Origin of the sequence: Hymenobacter endophyticus, from assembly GCF_032464715.1 — a bacterium.
Lineage (GTDB): Bacteria > Bacteroidota > Bacteroidia > Cytophagales > Hymenobacteraceae > Hymenobacter > Hymenobacter endophyticus.
This window is the reverse complement of sequence record NZ_JAWDJT010000012.1, coordinates 129,623-144,611: the sequence shown is the minus strand read 5'-3', so window position 1 is coordinate 144,611 and position 14,989 is coordinate 129,623. Positions and strand designations below refer to the sequence as shown.

At 57.2% G+C, this 14,989-nt stretch carries 15 protein-coding genes; 7 read left to right on the top strand and 8 right to left on the bottom strand.

Going from position 1 to position 14,989, the window contains the following annotated elements; all coding sequences use genetic code 11:
- Positions 1-182 precede the first annotated feature (182 nt).
- The 5 genes from ROI90_RS17000 to ROI90_RS16980 all read left to right on the top strand — a co-directional run bounded on the left by ROI90_RS17000 (position 183) and on the right by ROI90_RS16980 (position 3,684).
- Positions 183-674 (top strand): hypothetical protein, encoded by a 492-nt coding sequence (locus ROI90_RS17000; RefSeq protein WP_315999555.1) that lies wholly within the window; start codon positions 183-185, stop codon positions 672-674.
- 1 nt (position 675) lies between these two features.
- Complete coding sequence (locus tag ROI90_RS16995) at positions 676-1,098, top strand: hypothetical protein (RefSeq protein WP_315999554.1); 423 nt, start codon at positions 676-678, stop codon at positions 1,096-1,098.
- Positions 1,099-1,104: 6 nt separating this feature from the next.
- Positions 1,105-1,506: a hypothetical protein gene (locus ROI90_RS16990; protein ID WP_315999553.1), complete on the top strand. Its 402-nt coding sequence runs from the start codon at positions 1,105-1,107 to the stop codon at positions 1,504-1,506.
- Between the two features lie 151 nt (positions 1,507-1,657).
- The gene (locus tag ROI90_RS16985) at positions 1,658-2,974 is read left to right on the top strand and encodes a PIN-like domain-containing protein (RefSeq protein WP_315999552.1); all 1,317 of its coding nucleotides are present in this window, start codon (positions 1,658-1,660) and stop codon (positions 2,972-2,974) included.
- 296 nt (positions 2,975-3,270) lie between these two features.
- Positions 3,271-3,684, top strand: a complete 414-nt coding sequence (locus ROI90_RS16980) for a hypothetical protein (RefSeq protein WP_315999551.1) — start codon at positions 3,271-3,273, stop codon at positions 3,682-3,684.
- A 148-nt stretch (positions 3,685-3,832) separates the two neighbouring features.
- On the opposite strand, the gene ROI90_RS16975 is transcribed toward ROI90_RS16980, so the two are convergent.
- The 3 genes from ROI90_RS16975 to ROI90_RS16965 form a co-directional block, all read right to left on the bottom strand.
- The gene (locus tag ROI90_RS16975; protein ID WP_315999550.1) at positions 3,833-4,201 is read right to left on the bottom strand and encodes a hypothetical protein; all 369 of its coding nucleotides are present in this window, start codon (positions 4,199-4,201) and stop codon (positions 3,833-3,835) included.
- Between the two features lie 33 nt (positions 4,202-4,234).
- The gene (locus ROI90_RS16970) at positions 4,235-4,627 is read right to left on the bottom strand and encodes a hypothetical protein (RefSeq protein ID WP_315999549.1); all 393 of its coding nucleotides are present in this window, start codon (positions 4,625-4,627) and stop codon (positions 4,235-4,237) included.
- 175 nt (positions 4,628-4,802) lie between these two features.
- Positions 4,803-5,477 (bottom strand): carboxypeptidase-like regulatory domain-containing protein, encoded by a 675-nt coding sequence (locus tag ROI90_RS16965; RefSeq protein WP_315999548.1) that lies wholly within the window; start codon positions 5,475-5,477, stop codon positions 4,803-4,805.
- Positions 5,478-6,103: 626 nt separating this feature from the next.
- Here ROI90_RS16965 and ROI90_RS16960 point away from each other — a divergent pair.
- Positions 6,104-9,085, top strand: a complete 2,982-nt coding sequence (locus tag ROI90_RS16960; RefSeq protein WP_315999547.1) for a class I SAM-dependent DNA methyltransferase — start codon at positions 6,104-6,106, stop codon at positions 9,083-9,085.
- 24 nt (positions 9,086-9,109) lie between these two features.
- Positions 9,110-10,240, top strand: a complete 1,131-nt coding sequence (locus ROI90_RS16955) for a response regulator (protein WP_315999546.1) — start codon at positions 9,110-9,112, stop codon at positions 10,238-10,240.
- A 67-nt stretch (positions 10,241-10,307) separates the two neighbouring features.
- Here ROI90_RS16955 and ROI90_RS16950 read toward each other — a convergent pair whose 3' ends face one another.
- The 5 genes from ROI90_RS16950 to ROI90_RS16930 form a co-directional block, all read right to left on the bottom strand.
- Entirely contained in the window at positions 10,308-10,562 is a 255-nt protein-coding gene (locus ROI90_RS16950) for a hypothetical protein (protein ID WP_315999545.1), read from the bottom strand.
- 117 nt (positions 10,563-10,679) lie between these two features.
- Entirely contained in the window at positions 10,680-11,228 is a 549-nt protein-coding gene (locus ROI90_RS16945) for a hypothetical protein (protein ID WP_315999544.1), read from the bottom strand.
- Between the two features lie 25 nt (positions 11,229-11,253).
- Positions 11,254-12,162, bottom strand: a complete 909-nt coding sequence (locus ROI90_RS16940) for a hypothetical protein (RefSeq protein WP_315999543.1) — start codon at positions 12,160-12,162, stop codon at positions 11,254-11,256.
- 35 nt (positions 12,163-12,197) lie between these two features.
- Positions 12,198-13,733 carry a conjugative transposon protein TraM gene (gene traM / locus ROI90_RS16935; protein ID WP_315999542.1) on the bottom strand — a complete coding sequence of 512 codons (1,536 nt, stop codon included), beginning with the start codon at positions 13,731-13,733 and terminating at the stop codon, positions 12,198-12,200.
- A 4-nt stretch (positions 13,734-13,737) separates the two neighbouring features.
- Positions 13,738-14,979, bottom strand: a complete 1,242-nt coding sequence (locus tag ROI90_RS16930; protein WP_315999541.1) for a hypothetical protein — start codon at positions 14,977-14,979, stop codon at positions 13,738-13,740.
- Between the last annotated feature and the right edge of the window lie 10 nt (positions 14,980-14,989).

The window sequence follows — 14,989 nt, the reverse complement described above, 5'->3', positions numbered from 1 at the left end:
GCGAGAATCGGCTGACTGAAATGGCGGACGTTGTCGGGGCAGTACGGGGCGAAGTCTTCCATCGTGTTTGGACGCTTTGGCTGCCGGATGCTTTACTTGGGCAGCGAGTACGTACAAACATACGCCCGATTGAGATACTAGTATACAATTGGGCTTAAAATAAATACACAATCGGGTTATATATGTCGCAAGAAACTGTAAGTCAAAGGCTTAAAATTTTGATTAAATCCCTTGGCTTGAATACCAGGAGCTTTAGTCAGAAGTATGGCGTCAATGAAAGCACGACGAGAGGCTACATTGATCGTGGCTCAGTTCCTAGCGCCGATTATATCGGTGCGTTGCTTGCTACAATTGAGAACCTGAATCCATTGTGGCTCCTACTCGGCCGAGGCGAGATGTTCCTTAATGACGGATCGGCCTCTCAGGATGCGAATGTCACGGCGCATAAGAACAAGGGCCAAGTCCAGACCAACACAGGCAGCCACAACACCATCACCAACAACGTCACGCTGGAGGAATGCCGCCGCGACCTAGCGTCTGCTCAGAAAGAGGTCGAGATGCTCTGGACGCTTGTAGCCAGCCGGGATGCGTTGATTGAATCGAAAGATGCCCTTATCGCCGCCAAGGAGGAAGTGCTGTCGTTGCTCCGTGGGGGGCATAACCGGCCTAATTGATATGGCAGTTACCATCCCCGCCAATGACCGCAAGGCGGCCATCCTGTATCTGCTCAGCGTTGTAGTGGCTTTCCTATCCTTCTTCCTTTACCGCAAGCCCTTGCACCCAACGCCTTATCTCAGTCAGAACATATTTGACTTCTCGGTCATCGGATCGTTTCTGCTGATGGCCGGATTAAGCTGGCCAGTGCGAGCAGGTCGCCGCTGGGCTAAGATAGTGCTGCTGCTGCTGTGCGTCCCGAGCCATTTATTTTACCTGATACGTCTGCCCTCCGTTGTGGCACCTTGGCCCCAGACGGCCCTTAACCTACTGTCTGGGGCTCTTCAGCTCAGCTCCATTTTCATCATCACCCGCGACCTGCTGCGCCGGCCGATGGCTGGGGAGGCGGGTGTAGCTGTGGGCGGGCGTACCTTACTTGACTAAGAACATATGACTACCATCCAAAAGCACCGATACGATATCTGGGCATCCAACTTGCTGTTTCTTGCCTTTGGCCTAAGCGTACTGATGGGCTATCTGCGGCAGAGAGACTACTTCGCCCCCGATTTAAATACACAGGATTACATCATGCATTACCTAATTGCCCCCGTGCTCCTGGTAGTGTATTACTACATCCGAAAGGGCATTCGTGAGGTAAAAACCTTATTTCTTGCACTCTATGGAGCTACTCTGCTGAATATTCTCACCAGCTCCTATAGCTTCATATCCAGCGAAGACCCACTCAAAACCTTTGATTTCCTTTCGCAACAACTGCTGTACCTGGCTGCCAGCGTCCTGCTGCTCTTGAGCTTGTGGTCGTTTCAGCGTTCCAGCACTACACATGAAGCATAGGCCATTACTCCTGCCTTTACTCACCATAAAATCTGCTTCGCCCCTAATTTCCATACAAATGACTGTATTTTCAACTACCTCTTTGAATACATAATATATGTTTAATATTATTATGCAATAACTCAAGCCTTTCAAAGCATTTTGATATTCAATGAAAAACAAATTCAAAGGCTACTATTCAGCTGAAGATCATAGCATTTCCAAAATATGGAAAAATGCTTTTTTTGTGTTTGACACTAACATACTTTTCAATTTATACAGATGGCCAAAATCAGTGAATAATGATTTTATTAAAGTACTTGAGTCTATACAAGACAGAATTTGGATTCCACATCAAGTTGGATTGGAATTTAACAGAGGCAGATTACAAGTTATCGCAGGACAAAAGAAAAAATATTCAGAAGTTATTGATATTTTCAATAAATACACATCCGATTTATCCAAAAATATAAATAATTTAAATCTAAAATTAAGACATTCCGAAATAGATCCAGATGAAACATTAAGCAAGATTAACGAAATAGCTAATACATATATACATAATTTAGAAGGTCAAAAAAAGGCTAGTACAGATGTATATAGCCATAAAGATTCAATAAGAGACACGTTAGATAAATTATTTAAAGATAAAGTTGGAGATGCTTTAAGTGATTCGGAGATAAAAGCTCTTTATAAAAGAGGTCCGGAAGAGTATGCAAATGGAAAGCCTCCTGGCTTTGAAGATATAGACAAAGATGATGATCAAAACTACTATCATAATGACCAGAAGATTATCGCAAAATATGGAGACGCTATTCTATGGGAACAACTCTTGCTAAAGGTAAGATTATTCGATCAGCCTCAATCTGTTGTTTTTGTAACAGATGACAAGAAGTCAGATTGGTGGCGTATCGTATATTCAGACGGGAAAAAGACTATTGGCCCAAGACCAGAATTAATCGAGGATATGCATAATACAGGCAAAATAAATAATTTTCATATGTACAATTCTAATATATTTCTTAAATATGCTCAACAGTTCTTAAACTCTGAAGTAACCGATCAAAGTATCAGGCTAGTTAAAGACTTACAACAAATTCCCGAGACACATCCTACTTATGCTTCCAGCAAGGTTACTATTGATTTAAGCGACAAACGATTTGCAACAAAATATGGATATATAAAACCGGAAAAATATTATCAACTCGTCAAAGAAGAGCAAAAACAAAATCTTATTAAATATTTATACACAGAAGAAACAGGTTCTTTTAACGAATACCAAGTAGTAGAAAATATAAAAGACTTCATTTCAAATCAATTGTCAAAAAATCCAATAAAGGGAATCAGTGATTTTATAGAAGTATTAGATGATTTAATGATTGATGTGATACGCTATTACGAATTGGACCAGGAACATGTAAATTTATCTATCCTAAGAAATGCTATAAATATTTCCATTATGTCTCATTTATCAAAAAAACATCATTGACAAAATTTACAATATCATTTTGTTATGGTATGCTACTCAATAACAGTAGTAAATAATTTGCGATGCTCCTCCACACCTTGCTGCTGCTGAGCCTGCCGCTGCTGGTGGCGGCTTGTCACGAGAAGCCGGCCGAGTTGGCTCCGGTGCGGCGGGGGCAGCGGTGCTTGGGTAACGGCTGAGCGGCGGGCGGCATGGTAACCACCCACAAAGAGTGGAGCGTATAACGTCTCAATGCTAATTTCAGCTTGACTATCTGTTATTTAAGCAGCTTATATATCATCTTACACGCCTTTTCGATGGTCCACCTTGCCTCCTTCCCCTTCGTCACCTTTTACCTGCACGATATTGGCTGCAATGCCCTGGAAGCGGTGTGGGGAGACTACGTAAGCAGTTCCTTCTTCCGGGAGGCCGTCCTGCAGGCCGCCACCTACGTGCAACAGTACCAGGTTACGGGGTGGGTTGCCGACGACCGGCGGCTAGGGCCCATGGAGCGCGAAGATCTGGCCTGGGTAGGCACGCACATCTTGCCGGCCCTGGCCGCCGGGGGCCTGCGCCGCCTGGCCATGCTGGAATCGGAGGATTGGCTCAACCGCGCCTTAATTCAGGAGGAGTACACCTACCTGGTCGAAAATCTAGCCGTCGAACTGCGCTACTTCACCGACGTGCAGTCCGCCCGCGCCTGGGCCTGTAGCCCGCCAGCTACCCCTTAATTCGCTCCTGCTCTTCTGCACCGCGTCCGGTAGCCCAGTAGTCGGCGCAACGGGTTTTGTGCTGCACTATCCGCAGAAAGGGCCCGCCGGCAGCTGGTAACAGCTGGTCGGCGGGCCCTTTCTGCGGATAGTGCAAGCGTGGGGCGCCCTAGTTGAGAACGGCAGCCTGGCTTTTTACAATCTGACGCGCCATGGCCAGGTTCGTATCAGCCGAGTTCACGGCCAGGTAGATGAACTTGCCCCCGTCGGCCGAGAGCTTGAGCAGGTGCAGCTGGTCGGTCAGGGTCAGCAGGATGTCCTGGATGGTCTGGTTCAGCTTCAGGGCCTGAATGGCTTTCAGCTTCTGCTTTACTACCTCCGTGTTGTAGGCGGCAGCCGTTTCGGCATCAAACGAAGCCAGGTTCGAATGGTGCGCCAGGGGCATACCCGTTTCCGTTTCCACCACGGCTACGGCTACCAGCGAGGGCAGTTCCTTCAGGATATTTTGTACTACTTGGTTGGGGGTCAACGTGGACATGAACGCGAAAAAAGAAGGTGTAAAAAAGAAACGTTAAAAGGCGTGCCGGCGCAGAACATCCCGCACCAGCGACATGTTGGTATCGGCCAACCGAACGACCAGGTAGACGATTTGCCGGCCCTGGCCCACGGGGCGCAGGTAGTGCAGCTGCTCATCGAGCACCACCACCAGATCGGTTACCTGCTGGCCCTGCAGCCACGGGGCGGCGAGCATCCGCCGCAGCCCCCGAAACAAGGCGGTGCTGCGCCCCGTGAGCTTGTAGGGGTCAAATTTGGGCGTCGCCGTGTAAGCGGCCACCATTTTGCTGGAGCCGGTATCTATCACGGCTACGGCCACTAGGCTAGGTAATTCCCGCAGCAGGTGCTGGATGAGCGTTTCCGCACTGGAGCACGTGGCTCCGGCGGCATTTCTCTTGTTTTTTTTCACCACCCGCTAAATCTAAGATAAGGGACGCGCGTGCAGCTGCTGGAGGTAGCGGTGAGTGCACGCGGCGACGGAAAAGTGCATGCCCGGCGCACTAAGGGCCGGGCTCACAGCGCGCCGCCGGTTCCGGTCGGCTTCCCACAAACTACCGGAGCTGGCGGCGCGCTGGGTTAGCGTGTTAGAAAAACAGCCAGCGCTTTTTAGCCGTGGCAGCCTTTCCGGTGCGGGGCAGCAGCGTGACATTGGCCGTACCGCCCTTAGAGCGAATCACTTCCTCTTCCTTGTAGCCCGCGTAAGCGTATTGCAGCGTGGCCGGCTGCCCGGCTGCCATGCGCAACGTATACTGGCCCTCAGCATCCGTGCTGACGCCCGTACGGGTGCCTTTCACCCACACGGTAGCGCCCACCAGGGGCTTGCCATTTTCATCCAGAATGCGGCCCGCTACCGTGGAAACGCGCAACGCGCTGGCCTCGGCGGCCGACTCGGCCAGTTCGCTCGTAACCGGCACGGCTTCCGTGGGCGTGTTGGGCAGGTTGGCTCCGGCGAAGACGGCCCCGCTTACCAGGGCGCTGCCCACGATAAGGGAAGCCGCCCGGCGGCGAAACCGCTCCGGCTCGGTGCGCATCAGCTCGAACTGCCGCTGCACCCAGCCCACGGGCTTTACCTGGTGGCCTTTTTGTTTGAGTTCGTAAAAGCGGCTGAGCGTTTCATCAGCCACTTGTTTATCTGCTTTAAGGAACGCGTCAACGAGTTCCGTATTCTGGCTGGATAGGTCACCGCGTAGATACGCGTCCCTATAGGCCGGCAGCAAATTCCCCGTTACCGGGTGAAATGGAGTCGCACTTAGTTTCATTTTGGGATGGTAGAAGTGTGGTATGTAGGGGAAGCCGTAAAGGTCTTACTAGATAGTAATTAGGTGCAAAGTTGCTTCCTATGCACCATAACGGCATTTGTACGCCAGCACAATTTCGTTGGTTCTGCATTTTTACCAGTTAAAACGTAGATTTTACAAGACAAACAGCCATTCCCATTCTGGGAAAAGGCCTTATCTTAAATACCTTATCCGCTATACTTGCCAGTTTTTCCCGGTGTAAGCTAAACCGTAGGCAGCCCCTTATGGGATTCTCAAGTGCCGGACCCGGTAACTGAACCCGGTATTCTATCGGTTTTGGTGTGGCCTGCGTAGCTTCGTACTACGCAGGCCACTGCTGTTTTCCCTTATCACCCACCCCTCTCTTTACTATGAACGTAACGTAGGGGCAGCTTTACACTCCGTCGCCAACCAGGTACCCGGACCGCCGCCGGCCCGCACCGCGCATCGTAGTACGCTGCCATCGTATTTGCGTGAATTGCCGGCCTGGGTGCTACTATTGCAGCTGGCAGCTCTGAGAACGGGTTGTGAGAGCATCACAATTTTATCACACCTGTGACTGAAACCTGCATCGCCGCAAGCCCAAAAACTACCGTTACGGCCTGCAAATGCACTTTCGCAAGAGTAGCCACCAATTCGTACCCTTCCCCGACCAGACCAAGTTCCGGTTGCCGCTGGCCGCGCTGGCCGATGAAAAGACGCGGGCCATGCTCCGCCAAATCTTCCTCGACCCAAAAGAGCTGGACCCCAGCCGCCGGGCCGCCCGCGTGACGCGGGAGCTGGCCGCCCGCCTGGCCAAACTATCGGAGCAGCTGGAACGGGCCGGACACGCGCCCGACGTGGTGGCGCAATTCCTGATGCGCTGCCTGTTCACGATGTTCAGCGAGGACGTAAATCTGATACCGAAGGAGAGCTTTACCGGCATGCTGGTCCGCTACGCCACGCCGGAAATGCGGGAGTTTCTACCTGATGCACTGAACTCGTTGTGGCGTACGATGGACACTGGGGGCTATTCCCCCGACCTGACGGCCCGCCTTCGCCGCTTCAACGGTAAGCTCTTTCACGATGCTACTGCCTTGCCCCTCACGTCCGACCAGATGGAGTTGCTGCTACAGTCGGCTAAAGCGGATTGGACGGAGGTAGAGCCGGCCATTTTCGGCACGCTGCTGGAACGCGCCCTCGACCCCAAGGAGCGGCACAGCCTGGGCGCCCACTACACCCCACGCCGCTACGTGGAGCGCCTGGTGCTGCCCACCGTGCTGGAACCCCTGCGCCGGGAGTGGGCTGCCGCGCAGGCTGCCGCCGCCCGCCGCCTCGACGAAGGCCAGCCCAAAGACGCCCGCGCCGAGCTGGTGCGCTTCCTCACCCGTCTTACCAGCCTCAAAATCCTGGACCCCGCCTGCGGCTCCGGCAACTTCCTGTACGTGACGCTGGAGCACCTCAAGCGGCTGGAAGGCGAAGTATTAACGGCCATCAACAGCTACGGCCAGACGGGCCTACTGGAATTAGGCGGCGGTACTACCGTGAGCCCGCACCAGCTGCTAGGCCTGGAGCTGAACCCGCGCGCGGCGGCCATTGCCGATGTGGTGTTACGCATTGGCTACCTGCAGTGGCACCTGCGCACCTACGGCCCCTCCGAGCTGCGGGAGCCGCTGTTGGATGAGTACCAGAATATCCGCCAGCAGGATGCGGCCTTGCAGCACGGCCCGCCCGTGCCCCGCCTCGATGCCCACGGCCAGCCCGTGACGCGCTGGGACGGCACCACCAAGCTGCACCCCGCCACCGGCCAGCTCGTACCTGACGAAACCGCCCGCACGCTCGTTCTCGACTATCCCGACCCCCAGCCCGCCGAGTGGCCCCAGGCCGATTTCATCGTGGGTAATCCGCCGTTTGTGGGCAATAAGCGGATGCGGGATTTGCTAGGGGACGGATACGCCGATGCCCTACGCAAAGCATATAAAGGCAAAGTGCCCGATTCAGCCGATTTGGTAATGTATTGGTGGGACAATGCCGCCGAAGCACTGCGAAGCGGTAAGACAGAGCGGTTTGGTTTTATTACTACTAACTCCCTAACCCAAACATTCAACCGTCGGGTATTACAGCGGCACATGGAAGCGGATGGCAATCCAATTTCACTATCCTTCGCAATTCCAGACCACCCGTGGGTTGATGCCGCAGCAGGTGCGGCTGTTCGTGTTGCTATGACAGTTGCTCAGCCTGGGCAAATGCTAGGAACGCTTGGTATAGTTGCAAGTGAAATAGCACTTGTTGATGATGATGCACATGAGGTCATTCTTCAAGAAATTGAAGGTGTAATCAATTCCGACCTCTCGATTGGTGCGGATTCCACTAGCTCACTTGCTCTAAAAGCTAATATGGGAATAAGTAGCCGAGGTGTAATACCCTTGGGAATGGGTTTCGTTGTAACTCCCGAAAGGGCTACAATACTTGGCCTGGGCACGGTCGATGGAATCGAGAATCATATACGTCCTTACCGAAATGGAAAAGATATAACTGCGCGCTCAAGGAATGTCATGATTATTGACCTTCTGGGGCTGACAGAGAATGAGGTTCTGTCGCGCTTCCCAATTGTTTATCAGCATATTCTTGAACACGTCAAACCTGAAAGAGACGTAAATAATGATAAGACGATAAGAACAAACTGGTGGCTACATGCAAGGGGACGAGTGGATTTTAGACCAGCGTTGGCGAATCTAACACGATATATAGCAACAGTCTATGTAGCCAAGCACCGCTTTTTTACTTTTGTCGATGCTTCTGTAATTCCTGATGATGGCTTAGTTGCAATAGCTTCAGATGACGCAGTTGTACTCGGTATACTTTCTAGCCGAATTCATATCACTTGGGCGCTAGCGTCTGGAGGTCGAATGGGTGTTGGTAACGACCCTCGTTACAATAACTCCCGCACCTTCGACCCGTTCCCCTTCCCAGCGGCCACAGCGGAGCAGCAGGCACGCATCCGAGAGCTGGCCGAACAGCTCGACGCCCACCGCAAGCGTCAGCAGGCCCAGCACCCAGCCCTCACCCTCACCGACCTCTATAACGTGGTGGAGAAGCTGCGCGCCGGCCAGCCCCTCACCACGGCCAAAGAGCAAACCATCAACCAGCAGGGCCTGGCATCCGTCGTCCTGAGCCTGCATCAGCAGCTCGATACGGCCGTAGCCGCCGCCTACGGCTGGCCCGCCGACCTTCCCGACGCGGAAATACTTACCCGCCTGGTACGGCTCAACCACGAGCGTGCTCAGGAGGAGGCCGCTGGCCATGTGCGCTACCTCCGCCCCGCCTACCAGGCCCCCGATCTGCAGCAGTCGGCGCTGGCCCTGCCGGCGGCAACCGCAACGAAGACGGTTGAGAAGGCGGTTAACCTTCGGGCTTGGCCCGAAGGACTGGCTAACCAGATGAATCTGCTGCGTAACCTGGTCGAGCAGGCCGGCCGGCCTGTTTCAGTGGCTGATGTGAGCAGCCAGATCAGAGGCGCCAAGGCAAAAACCATCGCGCCGTTGCTGGAAACGCTGGCGTCGCTCAGTATCGTGCGGGAGTTGGAACAGGAAGGGCTGTACAGTCTGTAGAGAAGATAATTAACTGACAGAATTATGAACGAGAATCAGTTTACCGGCCATTTCTCCGGGTTACTCAATGCCCTGGAGCCGTTGCGCCGCATCCAACAAATGGTAAATCCGCTCGGTCTGACGCCGGCATGGGCCGAAGTCTACCGCCAGCAGCTACAACCACTGGAAGATCTCACCAGGCAGATAACGGCCGCACTACCGCCCGCTGTCATTGATCACCAATACAGTGCCTTAGTGGCCGCCATCAGTAGCCAGGTTAGCCAGAACGTGCTGGCGGCCGGTATGGTGTCCTGGCCCCAGCCCGTAGTATCGGCTTTCGGCAATCTGTCGCACTGGTTTCAGGATATGGCCGGGTGGCAGACGACGATTATGCACCGGCTCCGCGAGACAACCGCGCCGTTTGCGGCTGAGCTGCCGGTGCTCGATGCCTATGGCCAGCAGCTGCTGCAGGAAATAGAGCAGCTGCCGGACGACTCGCAGCAACTACAGGAGCTACGCGTCATCACGGCGGCCATCGTAGAGCCAACCCGCTCGGATAGTACCCTGGAAACTATGCAGGTGGCCCTGGGGCAGCTCGTGAATCTGGAGCAACAGCATGGCCGGCTGCTCGAACAGCTGGTGGCGCAGGGCAATGATGCCGGCAAGACGTATCGGGAATACCTGACCCTGATAATGACGGCCCTGGCCCTGTTAGTTTCCTGCATCGGACTACCCCAGTGTTCCCGGCAGGCCTCGGAACCGGCTAAAGCCGTTGTGGCGGCCCCCGGTCCCGACGTTGCCCTTGACGGCAGTATTCTGATCGTCGAGCAGGAGATAATTATCGCGGACGAGATGCAGCGCATTGTGCAAAGCATAGGCTACACGGCGGTGCAATGTGTCCGCTCGGGTCAGGAAGCCTTGGACGTGCTGCGAACGAGCCGCGTGGCGCTGGTGATGACGAGCGTACGGCTGGACGGTGAAATGACGGGAATAGAGCTGGGCCGGCAGGTCCGGCAGGAATTCGCTGCTATACCCGTTCTGCTGGTATCTGGGTATCCCCCGCAACTACTGGAGGCCCATGTAAAGGCGGGTGCGGCGCATGACTTTTTGTGCAAGCCCTTTATTGGCCCAGGACTACAAGCAGCTATCGAGCGGGTGATAAGCCGGGCGGAGTAATGCTGCGTAAGTCCATGAAAAAGCCCCCGTTACTTGTAGCGGGGGCTTTTTGTTGATCCCGAAGGGTCTACTTTCGGTCCTGCAGGTACCGCTGCGCGTCGGACAAAATCAGTGCTTCCAGCTCCCGTTGGTCGGTCACGGCTACGCCGTATGCGTCCTCGTAGAGAGGCATCAGCTGCTGGGCCAGCTGTGGTACGTGCGCCGGCAACGTAGCCGGCGTAATGTCCTGCTGATAGATCAGGTGGTAGAGCTGCTGCTGAACCGATTCCGGAAGGGTCAGGGCGGCGGCAAAAGCCGAAGGTTGCTGTGCGGAAAGCGACATGGGCAGTGGGGCGTAAGGTGAAAAACTGACTGAGAACATACGGCAAAAAACAGGCCGGTAAACAAGTAGCCCGGCCCCAGGGGGGCCGGGCTGCCGGCGGGGCTGAGTCCGTCAGGCTCAGCGGAAGTGGAAACGTAGTCCGGCCGAGTAGAAACCGGGCCAGCGGTCTATCTGCGGATTAAGCCACAGGTAGCCTTTCTGGGCCGTCAGCGCGAGCGAAACTGCGTCTGCCAGGTACACATCCGTATCCAGGCCCAGCAGCGGGCCTACTGCCGCGCCCTGGGGGGCCTTCCCTCCTTCCCGACCGCCCGTGTTGTTTTCCTGCTTCCGCTCGTAGCGTCCCAGTACCAGGCCCTGCGCGTGCACGTACACGCTGGACCCGACGCGGAATAGTTGGCGGGAGCCGCCGACGGCTACCCCATACGCGGAGAACTCCCCTATTCCAGCCCGGCCCTGGCCCCGCTCACGGGTGGCCAGTACGTCGAGGCGGGTGGTATTGGTCAGAAACCGGCCATAGCTGAGCCCCAGCAGGCGGCCCGGTTCGGTCGAGCCGTAGCTCCCGGTCAGGCTGTTGAGGTGGCGGATATGGCGCTGTGCGGAAGCAGTGGTGGCCAGCGTCAGGGCGCCGGCCAGCAAAACGAGTGAATGACGGAAGAGACGGGACATTGGAGTACGGAATTACAAATGAAGATTAATTGAACTGGCGGCCGACCTGAGCCAGCGAGGCCGAGAACTGCCGGTCGGCGATGACCAGGTTAGCCGCCTGGCGGGCCGGGGTGGGCTGCGTGGCGGCCTGCAGCAGCTCATCTGCCTGCTGGCGCATCTGCTGGGCCTGCATCAACGTGTTGGCGCATTCCTGCAGGCGCGACATTCGCTCCCCTTCCGTCATGGCGTAGCGGCCCTCGTTGCGCAGCGAGGCCTGGGCCTCAATGGCCTGGCGCGTCATCTCGTCGGCAATGCGCTTGTATTCGCCGGCCTGCTGCACCCGCTGCTGCTGCAGCAGGTCCGAGACGGCCAACGAGGCGAAGGCTTGCTCATGGCCCTGCTGCTGGATCGTTTTGTAGTCCTGACGGGTCGAACCCGACAGGCGGTAGCGGTCCAGCCGGGAAGAAGCCAGCTCGTAGCCCTGCTGGCTGCCGGCAAGCAGATCCCGCTGGAATTGCTGGGCCAGCGAGTAGCTGCCCAGGTGATTGAGCAGGCCGCCTTTGGTGGTCGTCGCGTCCAGCGCCGTGCCCATCAGCTCGGGTACCTGCGCCAGCTTCATATCCTTGAGGCTGGCTACCTTCCGCAGGTCGTCCTGAATCTTGCGGTTCAGGTTCAGCGCGTCCTGGGAGATGCTGCGCACCTGGTCGGTGAGGCTTTTCACCTGGTTGGTGATGTTGCGGGCATCCTGGGCCACGCTGAGGCCATCCTTGACGATCTGGTAATTCTGGATGGTTTTCGCCCAGTTCGAGGTTTCCTTCACGAACTTATTGATCTGCATGGCGATGTGGCCCACGTCCACAACGGGCGCACCGGTGGCCTGCGCGACGGTGGGAGCCAGCTGCGCGCCGGCCAGTACCACGGCCATGATTCCCCACTTCGAAAATCGGTTAAGCATACGGGTAAGGGTTAGGGTGAGTGAAAAAAATGCCCTTATCGGTTGCCCCGTTCCTGGCCGGCGTATCCGCCCTGGCCGTTCCCGCTCATAAAGCTGGATTGCAGGGGGTTGCCGTCCTGGCCTATCGGGCCGGTCGAACGCTGAGCCGGTGAGCCGGCCGCGTCCTGCGAAGCAACAGTGATGAGGACGGGGTAGCCGTCGGGAAGAAGCACCTCACGCAGCTTGCGGCCGCGCTGCGGCATGCGCTGCAGCATGGTAACGCCCATGCGGCCGGCGATGCCCTGCACGCTGTTGGCGGCCGACTGGCTGCGGTCAATGCTGGAGGAAAGGTCGTTGAGCCCGCTGCTCATGGCCGTCTGGCCAAAGCCCTGCTGACTTTCGGCCGGAGCCCGTTTGGAGGGGTCGATCATGATGCCGGGCATGTAGTAGGTGTTGTAGACCTGCGCGGCAATGCGGTACGGACCGATACGGTCAATCTGGAAGGTTACGCGGTTGGTTTCCACGCTGACCACGGCGGCCATCAGCTGATTGCGCGGGAACGGTACGCCCTGCAGGGTCACGTCCTCGTCGAAGCGCAGCAGCACCACCGAGCCGGAGCGCACATTCTGCGTCCCGCTGATCACGGCCCGGTAAAAGGGGTCGGCGGCCACGGCGTTTTCGGCGTCATCGGCCGGTGAGGCAGTGCGGCCCCGGTACTTCACCGTATAGAAACCATCCATCCCCGGCACGTACTGCATCGCCTTGCGGTTCTGTTCCGAGAGTTCGACGTCCGAATCAAGGGGCCGGTACCGGCGGCCGGTCATGCGCTCGTAGGCCTTCTGCACGTCCGGGCCGCCCTCGCGCAACATGGCGTTTACCTCGTCGTTGGTTTCATACAGGGCGCCGTCGCGGTCACGCAAGGGCCGGCGGGCGGTACGGGCAGCCGTGGGGCGCGCGTACCTGCTGCCTCCGTTGTAGCTGCCACCGCCGCTGCCACTTCCCCCGACGAAGCCGGCGCTGTTGGTCGCGGGCGTCCGGTGGTAGGCCTGCCGGCGCTGGGTGTACTGCCCGGTGTGGGGGTCGCGGGCCGTCACGACCACCGTATCCATGTTGCGGTTACGGGCCGTGCGGGCAATCTCATCGCGGGCAATGGCCTGCTCCGCCGAAATCCGCTTTTTTTCCTGCTTGCGGGCCTCAACCGAGTCCAGGCCCAGGGCCGCCCGCTGCTGGGCCTGCAGCTCATCGACCGTTACCTGCTGAGCCGGCGAGGCATTGTATTCCTGCGCGGCCAGGTCATCGTAGCTTTTCGTCTTGTCGCCGGATTGCGGCATGACGACCTCGTTGTTGAGCACCTCGCCCTCGATGTGCTCGGTGGACCCGGCCACGGTCGGGCCAGTGCCGGCCATATCGTTCACGGCCGACTGCACCCACAGGTACAGACCGACAAACACGACGACCAGGCTTCCAGCACCCAAAAGCATCCAGTTTTTCTTGGCCCAGGCCTTCCAGTCCTTACGGGGAGCAGCGGCCGGGGAAGTGGAGACGGAAGCCGCAGCGGCCGGGTCCACGGGGGTAGTTACGGGAGGTTGCATGTGCTTAGAGGGTAGGAGCCGTGTTGATGACTTTGGCGGGGATCGGCAGCAGCAGGGTACGGGCGCCGTTGAGCTCGTGCAGCTCGACGTGCAGGTAGCCCAGATCCGTGGCAGCGTAGAGCGGCACTGCGTAGTAGAGGTAGCCGGTCGTACCGCCGGCGATTACCTGGTTGGCCCGGCCGCCCGAGGGCGTCAGCGGGCGGCGGGATTCATTGCGCTTTTTGCCCAGGAAGCGGCGCTTCGTATTCTCCACGAGCTGGAAATCCACGAAGTCGATGTGGTAGTCAATCGAGCTGGTGTTATCCACGCGCAGGCGCAGGTAGGTGAACTCCTTGTCGTTGCGGACGTTGGCCAGCGATACGGCCACGCGGTTTTCGTACACGGCCACGCCCGGATGCTCGACCCGCTGGTTATCCAGCCGGCGCAGCTTGGCATTGACGAAGGCCTTGCGGTGGGCTTCCCGGTCCAGGGCCAGCGGGTTATCGGGGGCAACACCGGTGCTGGAGGTGGGCATGACGGCTCCCGTCGAGGTAGTGGGCGCGTCCACGTCGGCCAGGTTGCCGTCCGGATTGGCGGAGCCGTCGGGGCTCATGCCCCCCCCGGCGACCGTGGCGGAGGAGTGTACCGATGACTGGGATGCCGGAGCAGCCGCCGTATTGTAATAGGCGGCGGCCGCGGCGGCGGCCCCGTTGGGTACCGGCGGCAGCTGGTTGGGCTTGGTCAGGTCGTAGAGGGCCATTACCGGGCGCTTGACGGTCACCAGCCGGCCCATCCAGTACTTCGAGCCATAACGCACCATGATGGGGGTTGGCGGGGCGGATTTCTTGCGGGCGCGCACAAATACGGCGTTGGCCTCAATCTTGAGCAGGTAGTTGTCCATCATTCCTACGTCTACCAGCGACACCGGCCCGGCAAACACCATATAGGTCGTGGACGAGTCCGACACGGCCACGTCCAGCAGCATCGGCTGGGAGCCGGGCGGCGGCGGCGGCGGCGGCGGAGCCAGGCGCTCGATGGTGTAGTGCAGACCCGTATCCGTGTAGCCGCCGGCGTGGGCCGGGGCCGGACCCGGGGTGATGGGGGCCGGAGTGGAAGCCCGGTCCATCGAAGCCGGGGCGTAGGCCGGCAACGAGGCGGGTGGGGGCGTTACCGGCACGCGCTTCAGGCGCTGGGCGTAGCTGCCGGCCGAGCAGAGCAGGGAAAGGCTCAGGGTCAGGACCAGCTGATAGGAATGAGGACGTTTCATGACGGAAGTA